Raw genomic sequence first — 12,670 nt, 5'->3', positions numbered from 1 at the left:
CTTCTGGATAGTAGCTTTCCATGATTTTTCCAACAGTTGGAACGAGTTTGTAAAGGAAAGGCTCGTTGATACCCAATTTTTGACCATGCATAGAAGCACGACGGAGAAGACGACGAAGGACATAACCACGACCTTCATTTCCTGGAAGGGCACCATCACCGATGGCAAATGAAAGAGAACGGATGTGGTCAGCGATAACCTTAAAGCTCATGTTGTCGCCATCTTGGTCATAGACCTTACCAGACAATTTCTCCACTTCACGAATGATTGGCATGAAGAGGTCCGTTTCAAAGTTAGTCTTAGCCCCTTGGATAACGGCTACCAAACGCTCCAAACCAGCGCCCGTATCAATGTTCTTATGTGGCAATTCCTTGTACTCGCTACGAGGAACAGCAGGATCTGCGTTAAATTGTGACAAAACGATGTTCCAGATTTCGATGTAACGGTCGTTTTCGATATCTTCTGCAAGCAGGCGAATACCGATATTTTCTGGGTCAAAGGCTTCTCCACGGTCAAAGAAGATTTCTGTATCTGGTCCAGAAGGTCCTGCACCGATTTCCCAGAAGTTGTCCTCGATTGGAATCAAGTGACTTGGATCCACTCCCACTTCAATCCAGCGGTTATAAGAATCTTTATCATCTGGATAGTAGGTCATGTATAGTTTTTCAGCAGGAAAATCAAACCATTCAGGGCTTGTCAAAAGCTCATAAGCCCAAGTGATCGCTTCGTCACGGAAGTAATCCCCGATAGAGAAGTTCCCCAACATTTCAAACATGGTATGATGACGAGCAGTTTTCCCTACGTTTTCGATGTCATTGGTACGGATAGCCTTTTGGGCATTGGTAATACGTGGATTTTCAGGGATAATGGTCCCGTCAAAGTATTTCTTAAGGGTTGCTACCCCAGAGTTGATCCACAAAAGAGTTGGGTCATTTACAGGAACCAAACTCACTGATGGTTCTACTGAGTGACCTTTGGTCGCCCAGAAATCAAGCCACATTTGGCGTACTTGTGCACTAGATAGTTGTTTCATATTGTCTCCTTATTTACTTGTTTAATGTGATTGGCTTTCCAGCATCTCCACATAGTCAATCGCGACGCAGAGGGAAATGACTAGGTCTGCATAAGCGTCCTCAAGAACCGTTACGGTATAGGTAGAGGTCAGATGGAAGAGTTCCTTCTTAATTTCCGCAATCAGCTGATCGCGATCATCCAGCAATTTGAAATCCAAATCCCAGATATTGCCCTCGATACGAAGACCTAGATTATCAAACTCATACTTATCTCGCCAGAAGGTCAACTTCTTACGAATGACAAAACTCGAGCCATCCCGAAGCTGAATCTCAAAACGAGGAAGCAAGGTCAAGATTTCTTTACTGATCTGACTAACTTGTTCACCAGTCGCATCATAGATGGTAAAAGTTTTGGGAATCTTAAAAAAATGATCCCTCTACCTGATAGGCGATTTCTCCCCTGTCATCCTTGATAGCGAAGCGTTCGCCTCCAAGACGAAACTTTTGTTTGACAAGAAATGTTTTCATCAACACCTCCAAAAATTAAAAGACAAGCTCATATCACGAAGGGCGAAAAACCGCGGTACCACCTTCATTCAATGAACTTGTCATTCTCTTATTCTTATGCAATTGTATGATTGAGTAGCATGACTTTCTAGCTTAGATGGCTCGCAGCACCGCCATTTCTCTGGACTAAGACAAGAGAAAATCAAATCTCAACTTTCTTATTATATCGTTTTTTTAAGCTTGCGTCAACTGGAAATGATACCCATTTAATAACCCATTTCCTACATATCAGATTACTTTTTCAGAACATATTTTTTCTTACTACTATCACTCTTTTTATCCCAACTTTTATTCCAAAGTTTTGAATTGTTAAAGATAGCTTCGAAAATATTTACAAATATAAAGAACCCTATCACCAAATGTATGGAATCAGTTGTTAGGTATTGTCGATCCAAACCATCCTTTAGAGAGAATAGTATAACAGTTTGCTGAACAGTCAAGAAGGTTGGCCAGAAACTTTTTTTGAAAAAAGTAGACACTTTCATTATTTGTTACCGCTTTCTGTAATGTTAAACTTAGTATACTACTAGGCAAGCAAATAAGCAACTATCATAGAAAAACATACAATTACAAAAATTGCCTTTTACATAAAAAAAACGAACCAGCTTGACTGATTCGTTTCGTGACTGCTAACTACTACTTCCGATACATTTTAAACTGTAGGAAGAGGTCGCTATATTTTCCTGTCCATTTATGGTCAAATTTCTCATAAACTTCTAAGTGTTTCATGGTTTCAGCATCTGGATAGAAGGCTTTATCTTCTTTTTTCTCCTCTGGGAGTAATTCCTTAGCTGGTAGGTTTGGAGTTGAATAACCGACATACTCCGCATTTTTAAGAGCATTTTCGGGTTTCAACATAAAGTTGATAAAGGCATAGGCGGCATCTTGGTTTTTAACTGTTTTGGGAATGACCATATTGTCAAACCAAAGGTTGCTGGCCTCAGTTGGTACCACATAGCGTAGATTTTCATTTTTTTCTAGCATTTGGCTGGCTTCACCAGAGAAGGTCACGCCGATAGCTGCGTTATTCTGAATCATGTAGCCCTTCATCTCGTCCGCCACAATAGCCTTGATATTTGGAGTCAGTTTGTAGAGTTTGTCTACTGTCTCTTCTAACTGCTGGGTATCCTTGGAGTTGAGGCTGTAGCCGAGCGAATTGAGTCCTAGTCCCAATACCTCACGCGCCCCATCAAAAAGCATGATAGAGTTTTTATACTCTGGCTTCCAGAGATCATCCCAATGCTCAGGTGCTTCCTCTACCATGGTTTCATTGTAGACAATTCCTAAGGTTCCCCAGAAGTAAGGGATAGAGAATTTATTGCCTGGGTCAAAGGACTGGTTGAGGAACTCTGGCCCGATATTTTCAAGACCTTCAAGTTTTGAATAGTCAAGAGGTACCAAGAGGTCTTCGTCCTTCATCTTATTAATCATGTATTCACTAGGAATGGCAATATCGTAGGTCGTTCCACCCTGCTTAATCTTGGTGTACATGGCTTCGTTGGAATCAAAGGTCTCGTACTGTACTTGGATTCCTGTTTCTTCTGTGAATTTCTCCAAGAGTTCTGGATCGATATAGTCACCCCAGTTATAGATAACCAGTTTTTGACTATCTCGGCTATTGATTTTACTGTCTAGATGCGTCGCAATTCCCCATAAGACGAGGATAATCGCTACAATTCCTGCTAAAAATGAATAGAGTTTTTTCATGCTTGCTCCTCCTTCTCACGTGAGATAAAGTAATATCCAACAACTAGGATAATACTAAAGAGAAAGACGAGGGCAGACAGGGCATTGATCTCTAGCGAAATCCCCTTGCGAGCACGAGAGTAAATCTCGACGGATAGGGTTGAAAAGCCATTTCCCGTTACGAAGAAGGTCACAGCAAAGTCATCTAACGAATAGGTGAAGGCCATGAAATAACCTGCAATGATAGAAGGTGTCAAGTAAGGAAGCATGATTTCCTTAAACATCTGAAATTGACTGGCTCCCAAGTCATAGGCCGCATGAATCATGTCACCGTTCATCTCCTTGAGACGAGGCAAGACCATCAAGACCACGATAGGAATTGAGAAAGCCACATGACTAGATAGAACAGTCAAAAATCCAAGTGAAAACTTGAGTTGAGTAAAGAGAATCAAGAAGCTGGCACCAATCATAACGTCAGGCGCAACCATGAGGATATTATTGAGTGAAAGAAAGGCTTCTTGGTATTTCTTACGAGACTGGTAGATGTAGATGGCACCAAAAGTCCCGATAATGGTCGCTATCAAGGCAGATAGAAAGGCCAAGAAAAAGGTTTGAGTCACAATCAACATAAGGCGACCATCACCAAACATGGTTTTAAAATGGCTCAAGCTAAAGCCTGTAAAGCTGTTCATGTCATTTCCTGCGTTAAAGGCATAGCCAATCAAGTAAAAAATCGGCAGGTAGAGGACAAGAAAGACCAGTCCCAGATAAAGGTTGGCAAATTTTTTCATCGTTCTCTCCTTTCCTTGGTCACCCACATGGTGATGAACATGGTCAGGATAAGAATCACACCGATGGTAGAACCCATACCGTAGTTGTCATTGGTTAGGAAATTTTGCTCAATGGCTGTCCCCAAGGTGATGACGCGGTTCCCACCGATCAAACGGGTCAGCATGAAGAGACTCAAACTTGGGATAAAGACTGATTGAACGCCACTTCTCACTCCATTCATCGATAGAGGGAAGATGACATGGCGGAAGGTCTCCCACTTGGTCGCACCTAGGTCATAACTGGCATTGATAAGATTGTTATCCATATCATCCAAGACATTAAAAATCGGCAAAATCATAAAGGGAAGCTCGATGTAGCTTGCGACAAAGATAAAGGAGAAATCGGTAAAGAGCAACTGCTGCGAACCAATTCCGATAAATTCCAAAAATTGGTTAATAGAGCCATTTTGACCAAAAATCCCGATAAAGGCATAGGCCTTGAGGAGCAGGTTAATCCATGTCGGCAGAATGATTAACATGAGCCAGAGTTGACGGTGCTTGAGACGGGTCAAAAAGAGGGCTGTTGGATAGCTGATAAGGAGGGTCACAAAGGTCACAATTCCTGCATAAAGCACGGAGTTAAAGCTCATTTTGAGGTAGGTCAAGTTTTGTGAAGCAAAGTAAGATTTATAATTTTCTATACTGAACTGGCCTTCGATGTTGAAAAAGGATTGTCCGAAAATCAAGACCAAGGGTGCCAGGACAAAGAGGGCAATCCAAAGCATGTAGGGCACTACAAAGAGTTTAGAGCTTGTTTTCTTCATCTCTTTCCTCCTCGATTGCATTGATCAGACCTGCTTCTTGCTCTTCAATTTCTACGTATTCTTCGATACGAGCATCGAACTCTTCTTCAGTTTCGTTGAGACGCATGATATGGATGTCTTCTGGTTCAAAGTCCAGACCGATTTCCTCACCCACGATGGCCTTACGGGTTGAGTGGATCATCCATTCATTCCCAAGTTCGTCATAGGCGATAATTTCATAGTGCACCCCACGGAAAAGCTGGGTATCGACCTTAACTTGGAGCTTGCCTTCTTCAGGAAGGGTAATACGCAAGTCCTCTGGACGAATCACGACCTCGACAGGTTCATTCGGCTTCATCCCCCCATCAACCGCTTCAAAGCGTTTGCCGTTAAACTCAACCAAGTAGTCCTCAATCATGGTTCCTGGCAAGATATTTGACTCACCGATAAAGGTGGCAACAAAGTGGTTAATTGGCTCATCGTAGATGTCCACTGGCGTTCCAGACTGGACAATCTCGCCATCATTCATGACAAAAATCCAGTCACTCATAGCCAAAGCTTCTTCCTGATCGTGAGTAACAAAAACAAAGGTGATTCCCAATCGTTGTTGCAGTTCACGCAGCTCATACTGCATATCTGTTCTTAATTTCAAGTCCAACGCTGACAAAGGCTCGTCCAACAAAACCACACGGGGTTGGTTGATGATGGCACGGGCAATAGCCACACGCTGACGTTGTCCTCCAGAGAGTTTACGGATGGAACGTTTTTCGTAACCTTCCAACTGAACCATCTTGAGAACTTCCGCTACGCGCTGCTCGATTTCTTTCTTGTCAATTTTACGCAAGCGAAGTGGAAAAGCAACATTTTCAAACACATTCATATGTGGAAACAAGGCATAGGATTGGAAGACCGTATGCACATCTCGCTTGTTGGTTGGGATGTCATTGATACGGACACCATCCAGCAAAATATCTCCTGTCGTCGCATCCAGTAAACCTGCAATGATGTTAAGGATAGTTGATTTCCCTGAACCAGACGCGCCTAGAAGAGTATAGAACTTCCCTTCTTCCAACTCAAAGTTGATATCTTTGAGAACCTTGGTGTTGCTGTCTTCAAAAACTTTAGAGACGTTTTTGAATTCAATAATTGGTTTTTTCAATTGTCATTTATTCCTTCTTTTTCATAGATTAACAGATCAGGGCTCTGTCAGGCCGCTACTACCTCGCGTAGGAGATTGAACTGCCTACATTCTTCTGCACTGACGATAGGCTTTCACCCCCTTTCCATGACATAGCAGCAGCTTTTCAACTACAGCTTCCTACTTGCTTTCACCCAAGATACGAACTTCTCTCTCAAGAGTAACGCCAGAGTGTTCCTTGACTTTTTCGATAACAGACTCAATCAAGTCCTCGTAGTCTTTAGCCGTTCCATCAGCGACATTGATCATAAAACCTGCGTGTTTTTCTGAGACTTCTACTCCACCAATACGATAGCCTTTCAAGCCAGCTTCAGAAATTAACTGACCTGCAAAATGCCCTACTGGACGCTTAAAGACCGAACCACAAGATGGATATTCTAAAGGTTGCTTGAGTTCACGTAGATGCGTCAAGCGATCCATTTCTTGCTTGATAACCGGATGGCTTCCTGGGGCTAGGGCAAATTTAGCTGATAAGACAACTGCACCAGACTCCTGAATGGCTGAATGGCGGTAACCAAAAGCCAAGTCCTTGACAGATAGGGTCTCGATTTCTCCATCCTTGGTCAAAATTTTACAAGACTGTAAGATGTGGGCAATCTCGCCACCATAGGCACCCGCATTCATAAAGACAGCACCACCGACACTTCCAGGAATACCACAAGCAAACTCAAAACCAGTCAAACTATGACGGAGGGCAATGCGAGTTGTTTCAATCAAGTTAGCACCAGCCTCAGCTTCGATGGTATAGCCATCAACGGAAACATGATTGAGCTTGTCACACAAGATAACAAATCCACGAATCCCACCATCACGAACAATGATGTTGCTAGCATTTCCCAGCACCATCCAAGGGATATTTTCTTGATTGGCAAATTTGACAACGCGCGCCAACTCAAAACGATTTCGTGGAAAGACCAAATAATCGGCCTCTCCACCTACTTTTGTATAACTATAGCTATGCAAGGGTTCTTTGAAACGGATATCAATCCCTTCTAAGATTTCAAGCATGTTTTCTTTTACTGACATGACACTCTTCCTTTTACAAAATTCATTCCATTATACCATTTTTAAGACCATTTGACGACCCTAAAAAAATCTTGGGCTTATTTTAAACAAAAAAAGAGGTTTCCCCCTTTTTCTTATGATTTTTTACAAAAGATAGCCTTGGTTCCATAGGCAACTAGGATCAGTTCAACTAGTAGAATGACTTCAACTAAGACTGGACTTGTAAGCCAGCCAACTTGGGCTAGAGATGGTGCCAGGTCAAAGAAGGCATGTAGGCCATAGGCTGCTAGGAGATAAATCCATTTCTTCTGGCGAACAGCTTGGTAAACCCAAACAGTCAAAAGCAATTGGAAACCTAGAGCCAAAATTCGCTCAAAACCAAGCAAATAAATCTGCCAGACAGAAAGTGACTGAATGGTTTTTAACATATTTTCAGACAGCAATTGCATGACCTGTGGATTCTGAGTTTGAACTGCTGAGAGAACGATGTAGAGATTAATCAAACTAGTAAGACCTAGGAAAATCAACTCCAAGCCACCATGCCCCAATCCATAAGCCAAGGCATCTGCCTTTTCCAAACTTCTCTTTTTCTCCAACCATTTGAAGAAAATAAGACGAGCAGTTTCCTCAAAAAATGCTGCCATGGCTAGGCCATAGATGATATAGACAAGCGGATGGTCTTGTAAGAGGGCAATACTACCGTCTTTTTGAGGATGTAAAACCAAGATATGCACCAGTTTTTCCAAAATCTGTGAAGAGACAAAGAAGGCAACAGCCCCCAAGCCCAAGACAGCTAGATTAATCTGGTGTTTCTTTTTGGCATACCAAATGCTTCCTATCAAGAAAGCCAGCAACAGCAACATGGTAATAATGATATGAATGGTCATTTTCTTCTCCTATTCCGCCTTTTCAATATCTTTTTTCATCTCGTCAACATTGAACTTAGCAAACAAGTATTGACGATCTTGGACTGGAAAACGTTGGTCCAACTGGTCAACCGCTCCCACCTCGATAATCCCTTCCTTGATGACAAAGTCCATGACATGCCCACCGAAGGTCAAGTCATCTGAGATGAAGTGCAGATGGTAGCCTGCCACACTAACTCCATGGAAAATCTCTGGCGTCCAGAAACCAACGATGGTTCCCACCACATTGTCACGACGATATTCAGGTTGATGGGTTGCGACATCAGCAAACTTGGTCTCTGGTTTCGACTTGGGAATCATGCGCACATGCATATGTGAAAATTCCCCACGAATCTTGATAGAGCGGAAAAGATTTTCCCCGTCATAATAAGACTCAATTCGCTCCTCCAATTCCTTGTCCGTCATCTCAAAGCGCTGGCGGAAAATGACCTCTGCCTGATGCGGTACCACTGCTGCGTAAGGAATAAGGGCATCTGGTGACACTTCTACAATTTCCGGTTGCTCTCCTGAGCCTTTGGCTTGATAAGCCTTGCCATCCAAGACAATCAATTCCCCATCAATAGAATCCAAAGTTCCCAAACCAAGATCACCATGCTCCAGCAATTCTCCTACTGTCATGGTACCACCATAAAGGCCTGCCATCAAGGCTCCAAGGGTATTGTATTGAAATAATTTCACTGGTTCCTGCACGTTCTTATCCATTCACTTTCTTGTCTGTTATTCTATAAATCTTACTCCTAAGTATACCACATTTGCCCCTAGATGTGAACGAGAGAAACACCCTAGACATTGCCAAGAAGGAAAAAAAAGGGTACAATGTAACAAAATCAAGGGAGGTCTGGAATGAAGAAACAAAGCAAGTACCAAGAGGTCGTATCTTATCTGAAAAACGGTATCGAGTCTGGACGATTTCCGACGGGAAGCCGCCTGCCTTCTATTCGTCAACTGAGCCTTGACTTTCACTGTAGCAAGGATACTGTCCAACGAGCCCTGCTGGAATTACGGCACGAACAATACCTCTATGCTAAGCCCCAGAGTGGCTACTATGTCCTAGAACAAGGGCAACACCAGGATCTAGAAATCGAAGTCACTGACGAACATGCCAGTGCCTATGACGATTTCCGACTCTGTATCAATGAAACCTTGATTGGCCGGGAAAACTACCTCTTCAACTACTATGACAACCAAGAAGGTCTTGAAGAACTCAGACAATCTGTTCATAAACTCCTCTTTGACCAAGCTCTTTACTGCAAGGCTGACCAACTGGTACTGACTTCTGGAACCCAACAAGCCCTTTTTATCCTCTCTCAAATTTCCTTTCCTAGTCAAGCTAAGGAAATCTTGGTGGAACAGCCGACCTACCATCGGATGAATCGCCTCTTGATTGCTCAAGGTCTGGACTATCAAACGATCGAACGAGGCATTGATGGGATTGACTTGGAGGAACTGGAAAGTCATTTCAAGACAGGAAAGATTAAGTTTTTCTATACCATTCCTCGATTTCACTATCCTCTGGGGCATTCCTATTCTGAGCAGGACAAACGAGCTATTCTTGACTTAGCTGCCAAGTATGGTGTCTATATCGTAGAGGACGACTATCTGGGGGATTTGGACTCTAAAAAGGGCCAGACCTTCCACTATCTGGATACAGAGGAGCGCGTCATTTACATAAAATCCTTCTCAACCAGCCTCTTTCCAGCCCTGCGGATTACGGCACTCATCCTTCCAAATGCTATCAAGGAAGCCTTTGTGGCCTACAAAAATATCCTAGATTACGACAGCAACCTCATCATGCAAAAGGCTCTGTCACTCTATATTGACAGTCAATTATTTGAGAAAAATCGGCTAGCTCGCTTATCCAATCAGGAAGACTACCAAAAACAAATCGAGGAAAGATTAGCTAAAACACCTTGTCCCCTTCCTCACTTTCCGCTTCATGATGGTTTATTACTAGACCTGAGACAGTATCCTAAAATCGCCAGTCTCAAGCACAGCCAACTTGGCTTAGACTTCTTTGAAGAAGCTTACTTGGATGTCTGTCCTTATCAATTTGCCAAGGTATCCTTAGAAAATCTAGAAAAGGTTTTAAACTATTTAAAAGCAGAATTGGATTGACTTCCAACTCTGCTTTTTCTTATTCTTCAACTTCTGTTAAGCTTGCCGCTTTTTCAAGATATTTTTGGTAGGTACCGTCATCCTTGAGTTTTTGGATGACCTTGTCCACCACTTCTTTCAAATCAGCACTATTTTTTCTAAGGGCAACGGCATTGGCTTCGCCGTCCTTCATCTTCAAGCTAACAGTTGCGACAGCTAGGTCCGCATTTTTAGCAGCATAGCTAAGAGCAACAGGCTCATCCATATGAACAGCATCAACTTTTCCAGCCTGCAATTCATTAACTGCTTCACCCATATTGGTTAGGGAAGTTAATTGAGCTTTTGACAATTGTTCCTTGACCATAGCTTCTGGAACAGTCCCTTTTTGGGCTGCAATATTAGCACTTTCAAGGCTAGTTAAATCCTTGTATTTTTCTACATCAGCCTTACGAACCAAGAAACTAATCTTGTTTTCATAGTAGGGGATTGAAAAATCAAAGACTTCTTTTCTCTCGTCAGTAGCGCTAATTCCCGCAACTGCTAGGTCAGCCTTACCAGTTTGAAGACTGGTCAAGACATTGTCAAAACTCATGCTTGAAATTTCCAACTTAACCCCAAGTTCATCAGCGATAGCTTGGGCCATATCAATATCCGCACCGACTACCTGGTTTTTTCCGTCAACTAAGGATTGGAATTCAAAAGGTGCATAGTCAGGACTGGTCGCCACAACTAATTTCCCCTTTTGCTTAATGGCCTCAACAGCTGACTGAGACTCACTAGAACCCGACTGACAAGCTACTAAGAAGAAACTTGCAAGAAAACTACATAGAACAAATATCCATTTTTTTGATTTCATAAATAAACAACCTCTCTGTTAATTTTGTATAATTATAACGCTATCCAAGTTGCTTGTCAAGTGTTTTTTGAATTTTTATCTTAAAAATATTTTTTTCATTCAATAAAAGGAGCTATCAATTGACTTAAAGCTCCTTTTTATACAGAATGACTCTATTTTATAGTTCGACAATCTTACCTGTTTCAAAGTAAACAACCCATTCACAGATATTCTTGGCATAGTCTCCAATGCGTTCCAAGAAGGCAATCACTTGGAAGTAATCACGGCCTGTAACGATAGCATCTGGATTTTTCTTAATTTCTTCTGTAGCCAAGTCACGAATACTATCAAAGTAATGGTTGATTTTTTCGTCCATGGCTGCTACTTCATAGGCCTGGTCTACTGAACCATTCAGATAGAGTTCAAGGGCTGCTTCTACGAAGTTCTTGACATCACGACCCATTCTCTTGATTTCTTCTTCAACAGCTGGGATACGTTGCTCCCCCTTCATACGAATGGCTGCTCTTGCAATGGAAACAGCATGGTCCCCCATACGTTCCAAGTCAGATACAGCCTTCAAGACTGTTAGAACTGTACGTAAGTCCTGAGAAACAGGTTGTTGAAGGGCAATCATTTCAAATGATTTCTTTTCCAATTTCACTTCGTATTCGTTTACTTCTGCATCGTCTTCGATGACTTCCTTGGCCAAATCACGATCATGCGTAACAAAGGCACGCACCGTACGATTGATTTGGGATAGCACTTCTTGTCCCATAGCATAGAACTGGTTGTGCAATTTCTCTAAATCTTCCTCAAATTGAGAGCGTAACATCATTTATCTCCTTATCCAAATTTTCCTGAAATATAATCTTCTGTTTCCTTGTGTTGTGGGCTGAGGAACATCTTCTTGGTATCGTTAAACTCGATCAGATCTCCATCTAGGAAAAATCCTGTCTTGTCAGAAATACGAGATGCTTGTTGCATGGAACGCGTAACCAAGAGCATGGTGTATTTATCTTTTAAACCATACAAGGTTTCCTCAATCTTACCAGCCGAGATAGGGTCCAGAGCTGAAGTCGGTTCATCCAAGAGAATGATTTTAGGACTGGTTGCCAAGACACGAGCAACACAGACACGTTGTTGTTGTCCACCTGAAAGCCCGATAGCTGAGTCATGCAGGCGATCCTTGACCTCATCCCAGATAGAAGCTCGTTGCAAGGCTTTTTCTACTGCTTCATCCAGAACCTGCTTATCCTTAACTCCATTGATACGAAGCCCATAAACAACATTTTCGTAGATAGACATAGGGAAAGGGTTCGGTTGTTGAAAGACCATACCGATTTCCTTCCGCAATTCAACTGTATCTGTACGCGGACTGTAGATGTTGTGGCCGTTATAAACCACCGAACCAGTTGTGGTCACCTCTGGATTGAGATCCCCCATGCGGTTGATAGCCTTGAGGAGGGTTGATTTCCCTGATCCAGATGGACCAATCAAGGCTGTAATTTCCTTAGGTTGGAAAGATAGGGAAACACTATTCAAGGCCTTCTTTTGATTGTAGTAAACGGACAGGTCTGACACCTGTAAAATCGCTTCTGTCATACTGTTTCCTTTCTATCCAAAGTGTCCTGTTACGTAGTCATTGGTTGACTGTAGTTTGGCATTTTGGAAAATATTAGAGGTCTTATCGTACTCGATCAAGTCACCCAAGTAGAAAAATCCTGTGTAGTCACTAGCACGCGCAGCCTGCTGCATACTGTGGGTCACGATGAT

General features: G+C 42.4%; 14 protein-coding genes and 1 pseudogene. 1 reads left to right on the top strand and 14 read right to left on the bottom strand.

The features are described from left to right. From KUA57_RS09270 to budA, 10 genes and pseudogenes are all read right to left on the bottom strand, one after another. A partial coding sequence (locus KUA57_RS09270) for an alanine--tRNA ligase-related protein (protein WP_250646351.1) occupies positions 1-1,033 on the bottom strand: 1,033 nt, incomplete at its 3' end. Between the two features lie 21 nt (positions 1,034-1,054). Beyond that, positions 1,055-1,541 (bottom strand): annotated as a pseudogene (locus tag KUA57_RS09265) (LURP-one-related/scramblase family protein). Between the two features lie 272 nt (positions 1,542-1,813). After that, positions 1,814-2,065 carry a hypothetical protein gene (locus tag KUA57_RS09665; RefSeq protein WP_247942120.1) on the bottom strand — a complete coding sequence of 84 codons (252 nt, stop codon included), beginning with the start codon at positions 2,063-2,065 and terminating at the stop codon, positions 1,814-1,816. A gap of 151 nt (positions 2,066-2,216) precedes the next feature. After that, positions 2,217-3,287, bottom strand: a complete 1,071-nt coding sequence (locus KUA57_RS09260) for an ABC transporter substrate-binding protein (RefSeq protein ID WP_061590278.1) — start codon at positions 3,285-3,287, stop codon at positions 2,217-2,219. Then, a complete protein-coding gene (locus KUA57_RS09255) occupies positions 3,284-4,057 on the bottom strand; it encodes an ABC transporter permease (RefSeq protein ID WP_000712740.1) in 774 nt (257 codons plus the stop codon). The genes KUA57_RS09260 and KUA57_RS09255 overlap by 4 nt, the downstream gene beginning before the upstream one ends. Then, positions 4,054-4,860, bottom strand: a complete 807-nt coding sequence (locus tag KUA57_RS09250; RefSeq protein WP_004258194.1) for an ABC transporter permease — start codon at positions 4,858-4,860, stop codon at positions 4,054-4,056. The genes KUA57_RS09255 and KUA57_RS09250 overlap by 4 nt, the downstream gene beginning before the upstream one ends. After that, positions 4,841-5,998 (bottom strand): ABC transporter ATP-binding protein, encoded by a 1,158-nt coding sequence (locus tag KUA57_RS09245; RefSeq protein ID WP_000742900.1) that lies wholly within the window; start codon positions 5,996-5,998, stop codon positions 4,841-4,843. The genes KUA57_RS09250 and KUA57_RS09245 overlap by 20 nt, the downstream gene beginning before the upstream one ends. A gap of 159 nt (positions 5,999-6,157) precedes the next feature. After that, positions 6,158-7,063 carry a UDP-N-acetylmuramate dehydrogenase gene (gene murB, locus KUA57_RS09240; RefSeq protein WP_000111599.1) on the bottom strand — a complete coding sequence of 302 codons (906 nt, stop codon included), beginning with the start codon at positions 7,061-7,063 and terminating at the stop codon, positions 6,158-6,160. A 113-nt stretch (positions 7,064-7,176) separates the two neighbouring features. Further along, positions 7,177-7,929 carry a YhfC family intramembrane metalloprotease gene (locus tag KUA57_RS09235; protein WP_000152234.1) on the bottom strand — a complete coding sequence of 251 codons (753 nt, stop codon included), beginning with the start codon at positions 7,927-7,929 and terminating at the stop codon, positions 7,177-7,179. 9 nt (positions 7,930-7,938) lie between these two features. Beyond that, the gene (budA, locus tag KUA57_RS09230) at positions 7,939-8,670 is read right to left on the bottom strand and encodes an acetolactate decarboxylase (protein WP_218494134.1); all 732 of its coding nucleotides are present in this window, start codon (positions 8,668-8,670) and stop codon (positions 7,939-7,941) included. 141 nt (positions 8,671-8,811) lie between these two features. On the opposite strand from budA, the gene KUA57_RS09225 reads away from it, so the two are divergent. Continuing rightward, on the top strand, positions 8,812-10,083 hold the full coding sequence (locus KUA57_RS09225; RefSeq protein ID WP_218494133.1) for an aminotransferase-like domain-containing protein: 1,272 nt from the start codon (positions 8,812-8,814) through the stop codon (positions 10,081-10,083). 19 nt (positions 10,084-10,102) lie between these two features. Here KUA57_RS09225 and KUA57_RS09220 read toward each other — a convergent pair whose 3' ends face one another. From KUA57_RS09220 to KUA57_RS09205, 4 genes are all read right to left on the bottom strand, one after another. Further along, on the bottom strand, positions 10,103-10,918 hold the full coding sequence (locus KUA57_RS09220; RefSeq protein ID WP_218494132.1) for an ABC transporter substrate-binding protein: 816 nt from the start codon (positions 10,916-10,918) through the stop codon (positions 10,103-10,105). Positions 10,919-11,075: 157 nt separating this feature from the next. Then, positions 11,076-11,729 carry a phosphate signaling complex protein PhoU gene (gene phoU, locus KUA57_RS09215; RefSeq protein ID WP_000946460.1) on the bottom strand — a complete coding sequence of 218 codons (654 nt, stop codon included), beginning with the start codon at positions 11,727-11,729 and terminating at the stop codon, positions 11,076-11,078. 11 nt (positions 11,730-11,740) lie between these two features. Further along, a complete protein-coding gene (gene pstB, locus KUA57_RS09210; protein ID WP_136937679.1) occupies positions 11,741-12,499 on the bottom strand; it encodes a phosphate ABC transporter ATP-binding protein PstB in 759 nt (252 codons plus the stop codon). 12 nt (positions 12,500-12,511) lie between these two features. Further along, positions 12,512-12,670, bottom strand: a 159-nt coding sequence (locus KUA57_RS09205; RefSeq protein WP_218494135.1) for an ATP-binding cassette domain-containing protein, incomplete at its 5' end; no start/stop codon positions are given.

The organism is Streptococcus vulneris (assembly GCF_019218685.1).
In the GTDB taxonomy this organism is placed as follows: domain Bacteria; phylum Bacillota; class Bacilli; order Lactobacillales; family Streptococcaceae; genus Streptococcus; species Streptococcus vulneris.
Note: the sequence above shows the minus strand (reverse complement) of the source record. Positions and strands in the feature narration are given on the sequence as shown.